At 69.5% G+C, this 15,241-nt stretch carries 12 protein-coding genes; 6 read left to right on the top strand and 6 right to left on the bottom strand.

What is annotated here, in order from left to right:
• Window positions 1–74 precede the first annotated feature (74 nt).
• The 5 genes from rpsI to QJS31_RS09770 form a co-directional block, all read right to left on the bottom strand.
• Window positions 75–584 carry a 30S ribosomal protein S9 gene (rpsI, locus tag QJS31_RS09750; protein ID WP_282784391.1) on the bottom strand — a complete coding sequence of 170 codons (510 nt, stop codon included), beginning with the start codon at window positions 582–584 and terminating at the stop codon, window positions 75–77.
• Window positions 581–1,024, bottom strand: a complete 444-nt coding sequence (gene rplM / locus QJS31_RS09755; RefSeq protein WP_029923748.1) for a 50S ribosomal protein L13 — start codon at window positions 1,022–1,024, stop codon at window positions 581–583. Before rplM ends, rpsI begins: the two co-directional genes overlap by 4 nt.
• Before the next feature lie 311 nt (window positions 1,025–1,335).
• Complete coding sequence (locus tag QJS31_RS09760) at window positions 1,336–1,851, bottom strand: hypothetical protein (protein WP_306356474.1); 516 nt, start codon at window positions 1,849–1,851, stop codon at window positions 1,336–1,338.
• Window positions 1,851–4,013: a hypothetical protein gene (locus tag QJS31_RS09765; protein WP_306356475.1), complete on the bottom strand. Its 2,163-nt coding sequence runs from the start codon at window positions 4,011–4,013 to the stop codon at window positions 1,851–1,853. The genes QJS31_RS09760 and QJS31_RS09765 overlap by 1 nt, the downstream gene beginning before the upstream one ends.
• A 46-nt stretch (window positions 4,014–4,059) precedes the next feature.
• Window positions 4,060–6,837: an FHA domain-containing protein gene (locus QJS31_RS09770; RefSeq protein WP_306356476.1), complete on the bottom strand. Its 2,778-nt coding sequence runs from the start codon at window positions 6,835–6,837 to the stop codon at window positions 4,060–4,062.
• A gap of 104 nt (window positions 6,838–6,941) precedes the next feature.
• On the opposite strand from QJS31_RS09770, the gene QJS31_RS09775 reads away from it, so the two are divergent.
• Entirely contained in the window at window positions 6,942–8,420 is a 1,479-nt protein-coding gene (locus QJS31_RS09775; protein WP_306356477.1) for a metallopeptidase, read from the top strand.
• A gap of 33 nt (window positions 8,421–8,453) precedes the next feature.
• On the opposite strand, the gene QJS31_RS09780 is transcribed toward QJS31_RS09775, so the two are convergent.
• Complete coding sequence (locus QJS31_RS09780) at window positions 8,454–9,947, bottom strand: FHA domain-containing protein (protein WP_306356478.1); 1,494 nt, start codon at window positions 9,945–9,947, stop codon at window positions 8,454–8,456.
• A gap of 176 nt (window positions 9,948–10,123) precedes the next feature.
• Here QJS31_RS09780 and QJS31_RS09785 point away from each other — a divergent pair, with 176 nt between their 5' ends.
• The 5 genes from QJS31_RS09785 (at window position 10,124) to QJS31_RS09805 (ending at window position 15,153) form a co-directional block, all read left to right on the top strand.
• Window positions 10,124–11,698 carry a serine/threonine-protein kinase gene (locus QJS31_RS09785; RefSeq protein ID WP_306356479.1) on the top strand — a complete coding sequence of 525 codons (1,575 nt, stop codon included), beginning with the start codon at window positions 10,124–10,126 and terminating at the stop codon, window positions 11,696–11,698.
• 67 nt (window positions 11,699–11,765) lie between these two features.
• Window positions 11,766–12,995, top strand: coding sequence for a hypothetical protein (locus QJS31_RS09790; protein WP_282785653.1), 1,230 nt, complete (start codon window positions 11,766–11,768; stop codon window positions 12,993–12,995).
• Window positions 12,996–13,030: 35 nt separating this feature from the next.
• A complete protein-coding gene (locus tag QJS31_RS09795; protein ID WP_306356480.1) occupies window positions 13,031–14,239 on the top strand; it encodes a hypothetical protein in 1,209 nt (402 codons plus the stop codon).
• 213 nt (window positions 14,240–14,452) lie between these two features.
• Window positions 14,453–14,782, top strand: a complete 330-nt coding sequence (locus QJS31_RS09800) for a WXG100 family type VII secretion target (RefSeq protein WP_186000594.1) — start codon at window positions 14,453–14,455, stop codon at window positions 14,780–14,782.
• A 68-nt stretch (window positions 14,783–14,850) separates the two neighbouring features.
• Window positions 14,851–15,153 (top strand): WXG100 family type VII secretion target, encoded by a 303-nt coding sequence (locus QJS31_RS09805; protein WP_228808589.1) that lies wholly within the window; start codon window positions 14,851–14,853, stop codon window positions 15,151–15,153.
• Window positions 15,154–15,241: the final 88 nt, after the last annotated feature.

The raw sequence follows: 15,241 nt of genomic DNA on the forward strand, positions 1-15,241 counted from the left end.
CGAATCGCCGCATCTGACAATACCGTGCCCGGCCCTGCGCGGGGCCGGGCACGGTAGAGCCGTACGGCGCGATATCAGCGCTTCGAGTACTGAGGCGCCTTGCGGGCCTTCTTGAGGCCGTACTTCTTGCGCTCGGTGGCACGCGGGTCACGGGTCAGGAAGCCGGCGCGCTTGAGGGCCGGACGATCCTCGGGGGTGACCTCGATCAGCGCACGAGCGATGGCGAGACGCAGCGCGCCGGCCTGACCGGACGGGCCGCCGCCGACCAGGCGGGCGTGCACGTCGAAGGTCTCGGTGCGCTCGACGGTGACCAGCGGGGACTTCACCAGCTGCTGGTGCACCTTGTTCGGGAAGTAGTCCTCGATGGTGCGGCCGTTGAGCACGAAGTTGCCGGAGCCGGGCACCAGGCGGACGCGGACGACGGCCTCCTTGCGGCGGCCGACGGTCTGCACCGGGCGGTCGATGACGACCGGGGCGTAGGTCTCGGCGGTGTACTCGGCGTCGTAGCCGGCACCCTCGTCGACGACCTCGACGCTGGTGTCCTCGACGACGAAGTCGTCGTTGAATTCCTCAGGAGCGGTCACTGGGCCACCTGCTTGATCTCGAACGGAATGGGCTGCTGAGCGGCATGCGGATGGGTCGGGCCCGCGTACACCTTCAGCTTGCCGGCGATGCGGTTGCCCAGCTTGTTCTTCGGGATCATGCCCTTGATGGCACGCTCGACCAGCCGGTCGGGGCGGGTCTCGAGCACCTGGCGGACAGACCGGGTCTTCAGACCGCCCGGGTGGCCCGAGTGGGTGTGGATGAAGGTGCGGTCGGCCTTGTTGCCGGCAATGGAGATCTTGTCGGCGTTGATGATGATGACGAAGTCGCCACCATCCACGTTCGGGGCGTAGGTCGGCTTGTTCTTGCCGCGCAGCAGATTCGCTGCCTGCACGGCAAGGCGGCCGAGCCGTACGTCAGTGGCGTCGATGACGTACCACTTGCGGGTCACGTCACCAGCCTTGGGGCTGTACGTAGGCACAGTGCTTCCCTGTCTGTCGTCGGTGTTGCCAGCCAAGCATGCGATCGAGCCGATCCCGGCGGCCGGTGGAGACCCGGGGACTCGTGGGACACACCGGTTGCCCGGCGGTACCGCACGCCAACGGGCCACGATACCAGGGGTGGGCCGGGCACCAGAAACCGGTCTCCGGCGGGCGGGCAGTGGACCTCACCGGCCGAGTGGGGCAACGCACCCGGTCACGGGCCACGCGGGTCAGCGCACCGGCCACGGGCCCCGCTCGGACCGCGAACCGGTCACGAGCGGAGTGAACAGGTCAGGAGTCGACGTGCGGGTCAGATCTGGACGGGCGGGCCCGGGTCCGCGCCTCGGATGGGGCCGGGGATGGAGTAGCGCAGGGTGTCGATGCCGCTGGGGGTGCACTCGACCACCCCGGGACCGTTGATGGCGGCGATGCCGGGGGCAGGCGGGAGGGTGGCGAAGGGGGTTACGGCGCACGAGCCCCCGGCCGGTTCGGCGATGCGGTCCACGGCGGGCCAGGAGCCGAAGTCACCCACGGGCCGGACGCCGGGCGCGGGGATGTCGTATTCGACAGATCGGATGTCGAAGTCGCTGGCCACCGCGGTCGAGTCGACCGTGGTGGCGGGTGTTTCGGCGGCAGCCGGAGGCATATGTGCACCGGAGAGCGCATCGCCGGCGCCGAACCCGGATGATGCGGCGTCGGAGTCCCCCACGGTTTCGGTCCCCCCCGTGGTCACCGCGACGTCGTCGGCGGGATGCCCGGAGTGCAGGGTGACCGCGGCGAAAGCGGCCGCACCCAGGACGGCGGGGGTTCCGAAGCGCCTTCGCATCAGCGCTTGCCCTTCATCTTTCGCCACAAGCCCTTGCGCTTGCGATCGCCCTCGGCCGCATCGCGATCCGAACTGTCGGCATCGCGGTCCGGTGATAGCGGATAGGGGGGCTGCGGCCCGCTGGACGGCATCGGTCCACCGTACATCGCTCCGCCCTGACCCGCCCCGGTTCCCGCGGACGTTCCACCGGGTCCGTGCGGCCCATATCCCCCGCCACCGGGCCCGTACTGCCCCGGCTGGCCGTAACCACCCGAAGCGCCACCGGCACCGGAGCCGTATCCCTGCCCCGGCACTACCTGGCCATGCGGTCCCGTGCTCTGCCCCGGCGCTACCTGGCCATGCGGACCGGTGCTCTGGCCCGCCGTGGCCTGTCCGTGCGCTCCCGTGCTCTGACCGGGTCCGACCTGCCCATGCGGGCCGGTGCCCTGGCCCGGCGCACCTTGGCCGTACGGAGCGTTCGGCCCCGGCGCGCCGGACGCCAGTCCGTACGGACCGGCACCCGATCCGGGTGCGGCAGGGGTCTGCCCGTGCGGGCCGGTGCTCTGCCCCGGCGCGGTGTGGCCCGGCGGGTATGGGCCCGCACCTTGCCCCGCGTACCCCTGTCCGGCGTGGCCCTGCCCCGAGTAGTCCTGTCCCGAATAGTCCTGTCCCGCAGGAGTATTGCCAGCTCCCACCTGCTGCTGTCCTGGGGACTGTCCCGAATAGCCCTGCCCGGCAGCACCACTCGCACCACCTGGCTGCACACCACTACCGGTGGGCGAATTCCCCTGCCCCGCTGCCTGACCGGGCTGCCGCCCGACCACGGCGGTCGTCTGATCGTCGGCCGGCGTCCCCGGTGGCCGCGTGAACCGACCGCCCACGGTGGCGAGCCCCGGCGGCAGTCCCCGCGTCGACGGCGACGCGATCGGCACCTCCCCGCTGGATGGATTCGAGGGCGTTCCGCCCGGCCCCTGGGCGGCCGCCGCATGCCCCTGCGCCGCGAGCTGCGCGGCCTCGGCCTGGGTCATCCGGCGAGTCTGCCCCTCGGCGGGATCGATCGCACCGGATGCCGAGTGCGTGCCTCCGCCGCCAGCAACCTGCGCCCCGTCCGCCACACCATCGTGGGCCGCGGGCTTCGCCGCCGTGCCACGCGCGACCTGTCCAGCGACGGCCGCCCCGGCCTGTTGATCAGCGGCGGCGACAGCCTGCTGGCCGACCGCCATTGCGCCCGAACCGGATTCGCTCGCCTCCCGCTGCCCGGAAGCTCCTGCCGCAGCGCCGCCCGGTTGCGCGTATCCGGGCTGTCCGGGCGCGGGCTGGGTGAGGCGGGGGTCCGGTGCGTACTCGTCGGCCTCGATGTCATTGGCCAGCAGGTGGGTCGCGCCCAGGACCAGCGCGTGCATGGGGTGGTCGGCGACCTGGAGGCGGTGGCCGAGGTGGTTCTGGAAGGCCAGGCGCAGGGCGTCGTTGAAGGCGATATTGCCGGTGAGCAGGACCGTGGAGGTGTCCGCGCCGATGGTGCGGGCGGCGGCCATGACCTCGATCACCACATTGTCGGCGGCGCGGGCGTCGTGCAGGGCCTCCGGATGGATGGTCAGGCCCATGGATTCGGTGGGCTCCTCGTCGTCACCGTGTACGGCCACGACCAGGCACCCGCGACCGTCGGAGTAGACGCCGGTCGCGCCGACCACCGGGCCGGGTTCGGGGCCGCGCACCAGGTTCAACGCGCGCACGTATCCCGACAGCGCCACCGATTCCGGCAGCGGCTCCACGATCACGCCGAGCTGTTCCACCAGGCGCGCGTATTCGTCGACCTTGGGGTCGGGCCAGTCGTCCGGGAACGGCAGCGCCACCACCGCGGGCGCCCCGCCCAGATGCTTGCCGATACCCGCCAGCGGATTGAACAGCCGCGCCCGGAACACCAGTTCGGCGGGCCAGGTGGCCCCGGCCACCACGATCTGCGGGTGGCCGATGATGTCGCGCACATCCGAGATGGCGATACCGACGTCGGGACGCCGGTCCACCCCGGCGGTGTGCAGCCGACCGGATGAATCCGCCAATAGGTACGCGGGCGGTGTATATGTGCCTTCGACCTGCACCGGGCGGATCGGTGTGCCACCGCCGCCGGCGGCCGCCGTCACCACATCCCACCCGAGATGCACTGCCCCAACTCGAGCCGTCACAGCCACCAGTCTGCCTGTTCACCCGTCGGCACGCGCGGCGCGCCCGTCACGCGGCCGATTTCTTGAGCCGCAGCCGAGACCAGGTGAGCAGCGCGAAGACCAGCGCCAGCACGCCCAGCATGCCCACGTTCAGCGCCCAGATCCGTGGTTCGTGCTGCCACAGCTCATCGGGCTGCGCGGCGGCGAACAGTTCACGGATGTTCACCGTGGACGCACCGGCGGCATAGCCCCAGCGCGCCGGGAACAGCCAGGACACCTGCTCCAGAACCACCCGGTCGGTCACCTGGATCATGCCGCCCGCCATCACCAGCTGACACATGATGATGACGACCAGCAGCGGCATCACCTGCTCGTTGGAGCGAGCCAGCGTGGACAGCAGCAGGCCGAGCACCACACAGGTCACCGTGGTCAACGCGATATCGACATACAGCTCGATACTGCCGTTGGGGATGACCGCGCCGGCACCGGGCGCCTTCTTGACCGCCAGCACGATGCCCAGCATGACCGCCGCCTGCAACAGCGCGGCAATGCTGAAGATGGCCACCTTCGACATGAGGTACGCACCCGAGCGCAGGCCGACCGCGCGCTCACGGAAGTAGATCGCGCGCTCCCCCACCAGATCTCGCACCGTCAGGGTGGATCCCATGAAACAGGCGCCGAGTACCAGCACCACCAGCAACTGCTGGGATTCGCTGCCGCCGACGACCATGAAGGAGCCGTCCGGCATCTGGGTGAGCGCACCCTTCTGGAAACCGTTCTTGCCCGGCACCACCAGCGACAACCCGCCGAGCACGAACGGCATGACCGCCAGGAAGATGAGATAGCCGCGGTCGGCCAGGATCAACCGCACCTGTCGGCGCGCCAATGTCGAGAACTGTTTGAAACCACTGGATTTCGGCGGCTTCACCGGTTCGAGCTGTTTCACCGCCGGTGGTGGCGGTGCGAAGGCTTGGCGCGACCGGTAATTCGCGAAGGCGCGATCGGGATCGGCGGCCACCCGGGCGAAGATCTCCGCCCAGTCGCTGGTGCCCAGGAAGTCCTGCACCCCGCCCGGATGCCCGCAGAACGCGGTCTTGCCGCCGGGCGCGAGCAACAGCACCTGATCGCACATGTCCAGGCAGGCAACGGAATGCGTCACCACGATGACGGTGCGGCCCGCGTCGGCGAGCTCCCGCAGCATGGTCATGACCTGACGGTCCAGCGCCGGATCCAGACCCGAGGTGGGTTCGTCGAGGATCAGCAGCGAGGGACCGGTCAGCAGCTCCATGGCCACCGAGGCACGCTTGCGCTGACCACCCGAGAGCCGGTCGACGCGGGTGTCGGCGTGCTGGGTGAGCGAAAGTTCCGCCAGCACGCCGTCGATCACGCGTTTGCGGTCTTCCTTGGTGGTATCCGGGGGCAGGCGCAGCTGGGCGGCGAAGCCCAATGCCTGCTTGACGGTGAGCTGGCGGTGCAGCACATCGTCCTGGGGCACCATGCCGATACGGGAGCGCAGCGCGTCGTATTCGGCGTGCAGATTGCGACCTTCGAAGGTGACCACACCGGCCGAGGGCTGGGTCGCGCCCGCGATGAGTTTGGACAGCGTGGACTTGCCCGCACCCGAGGGCCCGATGAGCGCGGTCAGCGATCCGCGCCCGGCCTGCATGTTCACATCGACGAGCAGCTGCTTGTTGCCCTCGACGGTGAACCCGATGCCGTGTACGTGCAGGCCCTGCTCGGCGACCGGCCGCTGCCGGTGGACGAGGGTGCCCTCCTTGACGACGAAGTCGACATTGCCGATGGTGACGATATCGCGTTCGCGCAGCTCGGCCTGCTGTTGCCGACGACCGTTGACGAAGGTGCCGTTGGCCGACCCGAGATCCTCGATGGTCAGCCCGCCCTGATTGCCCGCGATGAGGCGGGCGTGCTTGCGGGAGGCCAGCGGATCGTTGACGACGATCTGATTGTCCGGCGTACGACCGATGGTGAGCCCGCCCGCGGGCAGCCGATCCGCCCGCGCCACGGGACCTTCGGCGGCCCGGGCGCGCACCGGCGGCAGGGCCGAGACATCGGCCTTGGCCGTCATATTCATGACATCCGGAGCGCCCGCGTGCAGCGGCACTTCCGGCTGCGACGCCGACGGGGGTCGTACCTCCGGCTGCGGCATCGACGGCGGACGCACCTCCGGCTGCGGGGTGGAGGGCGGGCGGTGCATCTGCTGCGGCTGCGACGGCAGCCGGTGCTGCGGCTGCTGATGGGACGGCTGCTGATGCGCGGGTGGCTGGTGCTGCGCGGGTGGCTGCTGATGCGCGGGCGGCTGCTGATGCGCGGGCGGCTGATGCTGCGGTTGTGACGGCGGCCGATGCAGCGGCGGCTGATTCGTCGGCTGCCGGAAGGCGTGCGGCTGCGCGTAGGGCTGCGGCCGCTGCTGCGGTGGCGGCGGGGTGCGGCGCGGTTCCGGCGGGCGCTGCTGCGGCGGCCACTGCTGCGGCGGCGCGGCCGGGTTCGGCGTCGGCCCGCTCCCCCCGCGGGCGGCCTGCGGCAGCAGATGCAGCAGCGGCCCCGTGATGGCGTCGCCCAGGCGCACCTGGGTGGGCCGGTGGATGGCCAGCGGCATGGTCAGCCTGCGAGCGTCCACGAAGACGCCATTGGTGCTGCCGTTGTCGGTGAGCACCCAGGCGCCACCCTGAAACGACAGGGTGGCGTGTACGCGCGACACGAGAGGGCTGTCCACGAACAGCGCCACCTCGGGTGCCCGTCCCATGGTGACCTGTTGACTCGCGTCGAAGACCCGATCGGTTCCTTCATGACGCACGGTGATCTGCTGCGCCCCCGGTAAAGACATGCTGCGGATACTATTCGATTGCCCGGACTTCGGCGGAGCCCCGAGCGGCAAGCTGTCTACCCTCGGGCGGGAACTGGTCGGCTGGCAAGGGAGTGGATGTGTCGATGCGCCGTACGACCGGCCGATCCTCGCGACGGATCGAACCGGGCGGCCGGACAGCGGCGGCCCTGGCCGTGTTCACTCTGGTGGCCGCGCTGCTGGCCGGATGCACATTCACCGTCGAGGGTCGGGCCGTATCCATCTACGACGATCCGTTCCAAGTGGCCGGTCTGCCCACCACCAGCGGACCCAACGGCCCCCGCGCGGGCGTGCCCGACTCGGCCTTCACCGCCACCAACTCCGACGGCGGCGCCATCGACACACTGGTCCTCAATGCCCTGGAAGATATCCAGACCTATTGGCAGCAGGAGTATCCGAAGGAGTTCGGCAACGAATTCACGCCGGTGAACACCTTCGTGTCGTGGAGCGCGCGCACCCCGCGCGCCCAGGCGGTGCGCTTCTGCGACGAGACCACCTACCGCCTGGTCAATGCCGCGTACTGCCGCCTCGACAATTCCATCGGCTGGGACCGCGCGGTGCTGCTGCCGACCATGCAGGACACCTTCGGACAGATGTCGGTGGTGATGGTGATGGCCCACGAGTACGGCCACGCCATCCAGACCATGGCCAAGCTGATCGGCCGCAAGGATCCGGTGATCGTCAAGGAACAGCAGGCGGACTGCTTCGCGGGGGCGTTCATCCGGCATGTGGCCGAGGGCAAGTCGAAGCACTTCACCATCAACACCTCCGACGGGTTGAATTCGGTGCTGGCCGCCACCGTGGCCATCCGCGATTCCGATCCGGAGGATCCGGAGAGCGTGCACGGTTCGGCCTTCGAACGCGTGACGGCGGTGCAGATCGGCTTCACCGACGGGGCCAGGAGCTGCAAGGCCATCGATATGGCCGAGATCGAGAGCCGACGCGGAAAGCTGCCGCAGGACTTCGGCGATGACGCCAACCGCGGCGAATCCGAAGTCGGCCAGGGCACTCTCACCGAACTGGCGAAGGCCATGACGGCCATCATGCCGATCGCGGACGAGCCCAAGTACGACTACGACACCGCGAATCTCGACTGCCGCGACGGCGCCGACACCGTGCCGGTGACCTACTGCCCGGCCACCAACACCATCGGCACCGACCTGTCCGCGCTCGCCGATCGGGGCGCGGCCGATGCCGAAGAGCAGGACGGACTTCCGGTCAAGGTGACCGGCGACTACAACGCGTACGTGGTCTTCATCTCCCGCTACGCACTGGCCGTACAGCACGCCGCCGGTCAACGGCTCACCGGCGCGAAGACCGGCCTGCGGGCCGCCTGCCTGGCCGGGGTGATCACGGCGGAACTGGCCGATCCGGATACGCGAACCCAGGCGAGCATCACACTCTCCCCCGGCGATCTGGACGAGGCGGTCTCCGGTCTGCTCACCGACGGCCTGGCGGCCAGCGATACCGAGGGCAAGACCGTGCCGAGCGGATTCTCCCGGGTGGACGCGTTCCGCGCCGGAGTGCTCGGCAGCCGCAACACCTGCGACGCGCGCTACAGCTAGCGACGGTCGCGCTGTCGCGACGTATCACCCCGGCTACCCGAAGGGCGGCGGCGCGACGGGTTCCAGGCGCAGTACGCGGTTGCCGAGCAGCACCTCCGCTCCGTAGGTCAGCGCCATGGGCTGGTGGGGTTGCAGCCGCACCCAGTCGTGGTAGCCGGGCAGGCGGACGCGGGTGCCGTTGGTGGAGCCGCGGTCGACCACCGTGACATCCCAGTTCACCAAACGGATTTCGGCGTGCGCGCGGGACATTCCTCCCGAGGCGTCGTCGACGCGCAGCGGCACCAGGCCCGCCCGGGCCGCCTCGGACTGCTCCGGATCGCGTCCCACCACCGCGTCCGCCGTGAGCATGTAGGTCATGCCGTCGTCGAGCAGCAGCATGCCCAGCGGCGGGCGGATCACCTCGCCCAGCGGCTGGGTCTGGTTCACCGGCATCCCGCACACACTGCAGAACGCCGACCGTGGATCACTGGGATGCGCTCGCGCGCATCTGAATCCGAGCACCTTCACGGTGAGCGCCGTCGCCTTGGCGGTGGCATCCAGGCGGCGCTGCAGATCCGGGTCCGGTGTGGGCGCGGGATTGGTGCCGCCCAGCTCGGTCGGGGCGCGGTGCGGGTCGAAGTCACCGGTATCGGCCGAATCCGATTGCGCCCCAGCGGGACCGGTGCGCGGCACGGGCTGTGAGCCCGCGCCGAGGCTCGCATTCGAGCCGTGACCGCCGACCGCATCGGAATCCGGGTCGGTGTGCGCACCCGACTGCGGCGACACACCCTCGGCGACCTCGAACTCGGCGGGCAGTCGGGTCGAGGTGCGGGTCGGCGTGAGATCCGGATCGTATTCCGGCACAGCACGATCGGTGATCGGATCGAAGGCGGCCGTCGGTGGCGGCGCGGCATGCCGACCCCGGGGCGACTCACCCGGCTCCGGGGCGCTGTGCCGCCCGCCGCCCCCGAATTCCACCCCGTGCGACGGGATCGCCCGCCGACGCACCGGCAGCGGTTCGCCCTCGAACCACACCACCGCGCCACCGGCCTGCGCGACACCCTCGACGAGTGAGCCGACACCTCGCTGCGGCAGTTCCGGCACCCGCCCTCGGCCGTCGTCGATGTAGAGCGCCGCGGCCAGCGCCGGATGCTCGGCGACCCGGTCCACGGTGAAGGCGGCGTCACTACCCCGGTAGTACTCGACCGACTGTCCGGCCAGCACCGCGGTCACCGCACCGTGCAGGAAGACGGCCACACCGCCGGTGTCGGCGGCCGACAGTATCCCGAAGTCCACGGACTGTCCCGGCGAAATCCGCTCGGCCTCCTTCATGAGCCACCGGGTGGCCTGCCGCGCGACCAGCCGTCCGGGACCGTCGGGAGCCTCCTCGGTGGCCTCCGCGACCAGATCACCCAGCGCCCGGGCGGCGACGGCGGCCCGGGATTCGGATGTGAGCCTGCCGCTCTCCCGATGCGCCACGAGAATGACGGCACCCGCCACGCGGGTGAGCACATGACTGCCCGCGACCACCTCGACCTGCCGATCCATCACAGGAATCGGCCCCGGAACGACGGGCGGCGGGCGAGGTTCAGCACAGCATCAGGTTACGTGGCCGCCCACTGTCGCGTTCGGACCGGATTTCTTCGCCGAGCCTCTCCGCGAAGCCGTCCAGTATGCTCGCCGAGAGCATCGAAGGCCCCCAGTCGACCAGGAGTTCGCAAGTTATGGCGATGAGCCCCGGCACCATCGTCGGCGGATACCGGATCGAACGGGTACTCGGCTCCGGCGGCATGGGCACCGTCTACCTGGCCAAACATCCGCAACTGCCGCGCATGGACGCGCTCAAGGTACTCAGCGCCGATCTGTCACGTGACCGCGAGTTCCGTGGCCGTTTCGAACGCGAGGCGAATATCGCCGCGGGACTGGACCATCCGAATATCGTGACGATCCACAATCGCGGCGAGGAGAACGGCCAGCTGTGGATCGCCATGCAGTACGTGGAGGGCACCGATGCCTCCGCGGAGCAGAAGCGCGATCCACACGGCATGACCCCGCTGCGGGCGCTCAATATCATCGCCCAGGTGGGGCGCGGCCTGGACTACGCGCATCGCAACAACCTGCTGCATCGCGACGTCAAACCCGCCAACTTCCTGCTCTCCACGGCCGGTGGGGACGAGGAGGAGCGCGCCCTGCTGGCCGATTTCGGAGTCGCCAAGTCCACCGAGGACACCATCGAACTCACCCAGACCGGCAGTTTCGTCGCCACCATCGCCTACGCGCCGCCGGAGCAGCTGGCCGGACAGCCGCTCGACCATCGCGCCGACATCTACAGTCTGGGCTGTTCCTTCTACAAGCTGCTCACGGGTCAGAACCCGTATCCGGCAACGCAACCCGCACTGGTCATGATGGGCCACCTGCACGAGCCGCCGCCGCGTGCCACGGCCGTGAACCCGCATCTGCCGGAGGCCATCGACCAGGTGATCGCCCGAGCGCTGGCCAAGAATCCGGCGCACCGCTTCGGCAGCTGCCGTGAACTCGCCGACGCGGCGGCCGAGGCCCTCACCCCCGGCTACCGACCGGTCCGCACCACCACCTCGCCCACGTATCCGGTGCAGGTCGCGTCGCCGGGCATGCTGGCGGGTCCGCAGGAGTCCGGGCCGCATATGGCCACCCAGGTCTCCCAGCCCGGGCGGGTGGTCGGCGCGCCCGGCAAGCGCCGCCGGGGTCTGCTCGTAGGGGCCGGTGCCGCGACGGTGGCGGTCGCGCTCGCCGCCGGGATCGGCGTCTGGTCGCTGCGCGACGACACCCCGACCGGGGACGGGACCACCACGGCGGCAGCGTCTTCCAGCACCACGGCGATCGCGCTGACCTCGCTGGAGCAGGCCCGCGAGGCGAATCCGGCCTTCCACGGCAAGACCATCACCATGGTGGACGTCACCGAGTCGCGGAAGTTCTCCATCTACCTCGGCGGCACCCCGCAGACCCAGTTCCTCGCCGATCTGGGCTTCGTCTACAGCCTCGACCTCACCCGGCAGGGCGATGAGCCCTCACCGCGCCCGGCGACCGAGTACGGTTCGCTGAAAGCGCCCGCCGACTCCTACATCATCGCCGTGCGCAGCGACGAGAAGGCCGGCGGCGGTGGACTTCTCGGCCTGCCCCACGAAATCACCGGCTCGCGGGCGGTGGTGATTCCGCTGGACACCCCGGCGGCGGTGGCGGCCGTGCGCAACTGGACGGCGGATTCCGAGCGCGTCCTGCTGGCCGAACTCGTACCGGTACTCCAGAGCCGCGTGAAGTAGGGTGGGGCGCGTTGTCAGCAGCCGAGTCGCCCGCGACACCCGCGACTCGGTGTAGGGAGGGGAGCCCATGCGTCTACTGGAGCGTGCGCTGTGCGCCGCCGGACTCGCGGCGGCCGTGGCGCTGACCAGCGCCTGCGGATCGGAGCCGGAGAGCCCGCCGATCCCGGAACCGGCCGTCGATCTGGCCACCCTCGATGTCGGCGGTTTCGACACCGAACCGAAGCCCTACGGCACCGCCGACGAGATCGAGCTGGCCAGACTCGTCGAAGCCGAACGGCTCGCCAACTACCTGCCGCTGCCGTGGGAGATCATGCCCGAGGTGAAATACGCGGCCTCCGCCATGGGCGGCGCCATCCGCCCGTTCATCGGCTTCGACACCTCCGCCATGGGGACGCGCACCACGGCCGACAAGGACGCCATGCGCGAGGCCGCGCCGGGATTCGTGGCGGGATTCGTGACGACCGGCCGGTCCGACAATATGCCGAGCCTGTCCTACGAGCTGGACAATCTGGTCATGATCTTCTCCGACGAGCAGGCAGCCACGGCCGCCGCCAGGGCGCTGGGCGAACTGGATATGGCCGCGTCGGAGGACAACACACCGGTGACGATCCCGCGTTATCCGGAGGCCGTCGCCTACACCACCGACAACATCTCCGGCCCGGGGCAGATTCGATCCTGGTACGCCACCGGGCAATTCGTCATCTTCACCTACGTCTTCGATTCGGTCATGGCCGAACTCGAGGAAGCGGATCACGCCAAGCTGATCGAACGCGTGGAACGCAGTATCGAGACCATCGCGCCGCGGGTCGCCGAATTCCCGGTCACCCCGGCCGATCAGCTGACCCAGCTGCCGGTCGACCCCGACGGCGTGCTGGCGCGCTCGCTGTTCACCGTGCTCGACGACGGCGCACAGCGCGGCATTCCCGGGGTGTACGAGCGACAGGGCGGGCTGCACATCTCCATCGCGCCCGAACTCGACGCACCGCTGTTCGAGCGGACCGGGGTGGATCGGGTGGCCTGGCGCGGCGCATACGTCTACCGCACCCGCGACGCGGCGGCCGCTCGCGAGTTCGTCGCCGACCGGGCCGAGACCACCCGGAAGTTCGTCCGTGTCGACGCACCGACCGGACTGCCCGACGCCCAGTGCCGCCACGCGGTCACCGCGAACGATTTCGAGATCGCCTACTACTGCTACGTCTCGCACGGCCGCTATGCCGCCGAGGTCGCGGCCAATCAGCTGCTCGACGCCCAGCAGCGGATATCCGCGCAGTACGCCCTGCTCGTCAACAGCGAATGACGACGCCGCAGTACGACACCACGCCGAGGATGACCATGTTTTCACGACGTATCCGGCTCATGGCCCTGGTGGCGGCGGTCTGCGCGGCGGCGGGTTGCGCCGCCGTCGACGGCACCCCGGCGGCGGGCGAAATCGATGTGCGCACACTGGATGTCGGCACGTATCCGACCGAACCGCTGGATATGCGCTACACCTACTACAACGATCTGAGCGCGGGCACCAAGCTGGCCGTCATGCGCTTGGCGGGACAGGTGGCGAACGGGCTCGAACTCGACGACCGCTTCACCTACGCCACCGGCACGCTGGCCATCACCGACGCCGAGTCCGCCACCAAACTGCTGGCCGATGTCACCCAGCCGATACTGGAAACCCATCGCCTGCTGTACGGCTACGCGGTCGGCCACGCCTCCCAGGACAAGGACGAGAACGACAAGACACCGAGGGACGCCGACGCCGTCACCATGACGGTGCTCCAGTTCCCGAGCGAGGCGGCGGCGGCCGCGGCCGCCCAGGAGATCGAGGCGGCCGACTTCGCGGTGGCGGCCGCCGAGAACGAGCCGGTGACGCTGTCGAAATATCCTGAGGCGCACGCGCATTGGCGTCCCGGGGTAGCCAGTCTCGGCACTGCGGTGGCGCGCTCGAATTACGTGGTGAATCTGCTGCTGCGCGTGCGCGATCCCGACCTCACCCAGCTGACCGCCCTGACCGAGAAGGTGCTCGACGCCCAGCTGCCGCTGCTGGACCAGCTGCCGCCGCTGAGCCGCGAGGACATCCTGCGCCTCGAGTACGACACCGACGGTATGCTGCGGCGCACCCTCAATCCCGACGGCTTCGGCAGCCCGGACACCAAGACGCAATTCGTGGTGGGAGCGCGCGGGTTCCTGCATCTCGCCGCGGACCAGCGGCACTGGTCGCCGATCATGGCCGCGGCCGGGGTGGACCGGTTCGCGGTGACCAGTGCCATGTCGAGCGCGTCGATGCTGTTCCGCACTCGAGACACCGAGGCCGCCGACGATCTCGTCGCGGTGATCCTGGACAAGGCGTATCCGGAACCGGCGGACGCTCCGGCCGGGATTCCGCACGCGGTGTGCGGGGAGAGCCCGATCCAGGACGACTACGACATCAAACGGTTCCGGTGCGCGGTGAGCTATCGCCGGTACGTGGCGACCGTGGAGAGCGATCAGCTCGCGGACGCGCATCAGCGAGCCGCCGCCCAGTACGCGACGCTGGCCAATAGCTGGTAGTCGCGCACCGCGATCAGGTGCTGGTCGGTCGGCTTCAATGTGGGATTAGTCTCGCGTCGAACTGCCTGAGATTCGCGCATCAGGGCTGGTCAGACACCCTGCACGTCGGCTAGGGTGCTGACAGATTGCTGAAACAGGGGTGGAACCGCAGGGCCGTGACCCGCGTCCAAGACTGTGTACGGGTCGTCCGCCCGCGAATCGAAAGGAGGCACCGTGGCAGGTGCATTCGAGGCCAGTAATGAGCTCATCCAGGCCAAGGCCCAGGAGTTCAAGAAGACGCACGAGATGCTGATGGGCCAGATCCGTCAGCTCAAGGCCGATGAGGACGCCATCACCACCGGCTCCAACTGGAAGGGCGGCGCGGCCGACGCCTTCAACGCCTTCATGGAGCGCTACTACTTCCAGGCCGACCGGCTCAACGACAAGTTGATGCAGACCGCCGAGAGCCTCATCAAGGCCGGTTCCAATTACGAGGAGCACGACCTCGACTACGCGGCCCAGGTGAAGGCGCAGGTCTCCAGCCTCGACCTGCCCCCGGTGTAGCCCACCGCACACCCGGCCTCTTTTCGACCTCCCCCGAATCTCTCGACCTCCCGAGTAAGGACACAGCTATGGCAGGCTCCATGGGTCAGATCATTTCCGCCCAGTTCGCGGGCGTGGAGCAGAACGCGAACACCATCATCAAGCGCGCGGAGAACCTGCGCGACCAGCTCGAGGCCTTCCACCGCAGCGTGGAGGAGTTCGTCGCCAACAACTGGAAGGGTGACGCCAACGAGGCGTTCGCCGATCTCCAGCGCACCTGGCGCTCGCACACCGACCAGCTCAACGCCACCCTCTCCGGTGCCGCCACCCTGGTCCGCACCGGCAACGCCGAACTCCAGGCCAAGGACACCGCCCTCGCGGGCCTGTTCTGAGGCAGCCCGACCCCGTGGGTGCCCCGGTCCACAGCCGGGGCCTCCGTCACCTGCTCGGAGCGCGCTCGCGCCCCGGGCGAATCCGCTC

The sequence above is a fragment of the Nocardia sp. CC213A genome (assembly GCF_030766805.1).
GTDB lineage: Bacteria > Actinomycetota > Actinomycetes > Mycobacteriales > Mycobacteriaceae > Nocardia > Nocardia otitidiscaviarum.

Coding starts and splice junctions, on each gene's coding strand:
- QJS31_RS09760 (WP_306356474.1), bottom strand. CDS start 1,851: ATGCGAAGGCGCTTCGGAACCCCCGCCGTCCTGGGTGCGGCCGCTTTC.
- QJS31_RS09770 (WP_306356476.1), bottom strand. CDS start 6,837: ATGTCTTTACCGGGGGCGCAGCAGATCACCGTGCGTCATGAAGGAACC.
- QJS31_RS09775 (WP_306356477.1), top strand. CDS start 6,942: ATGCGCCGTACGACCGGCCGATCCTCGCGACGGATCGAACCGGGCGGC.
- QJS31_RS09780 (WP_306356478.1), bottom strand. CDS start 9,947: ATGGATCGGCAGGTCGAGGTGGTCGCGGGCAGTCATGTGCTCACCCGC.
- QJS31_RS09785 (WP_306356479.1), top strand. CDS start 10,124: ATGGCGATGAGCCCCGGCACCATCGTCGGCGGATACCGGATCGAACGG.
- QJS31_RS09790 (WP_282785653.1), top strand. CDS start 11,766: ATGCGTCTACTGGAGCGTGCGCTGTGCGCCGCCGGACTCGCGGCGGCC.
- QJS31_RS09795 (WP_306356480.1), top strand. CDS start 13,031: ATGTTTTCACGACGTATCCGGCTCATGGCCCTGGTGGCGGCGGTCTGC.
- QJS31_RS09805 (WP_228808589.1), top strand. CDS start 14,851: ATGGCAGGCTCCATGGGTCAGATCATTTCCGCCCAGTTCGCGGGCGTG.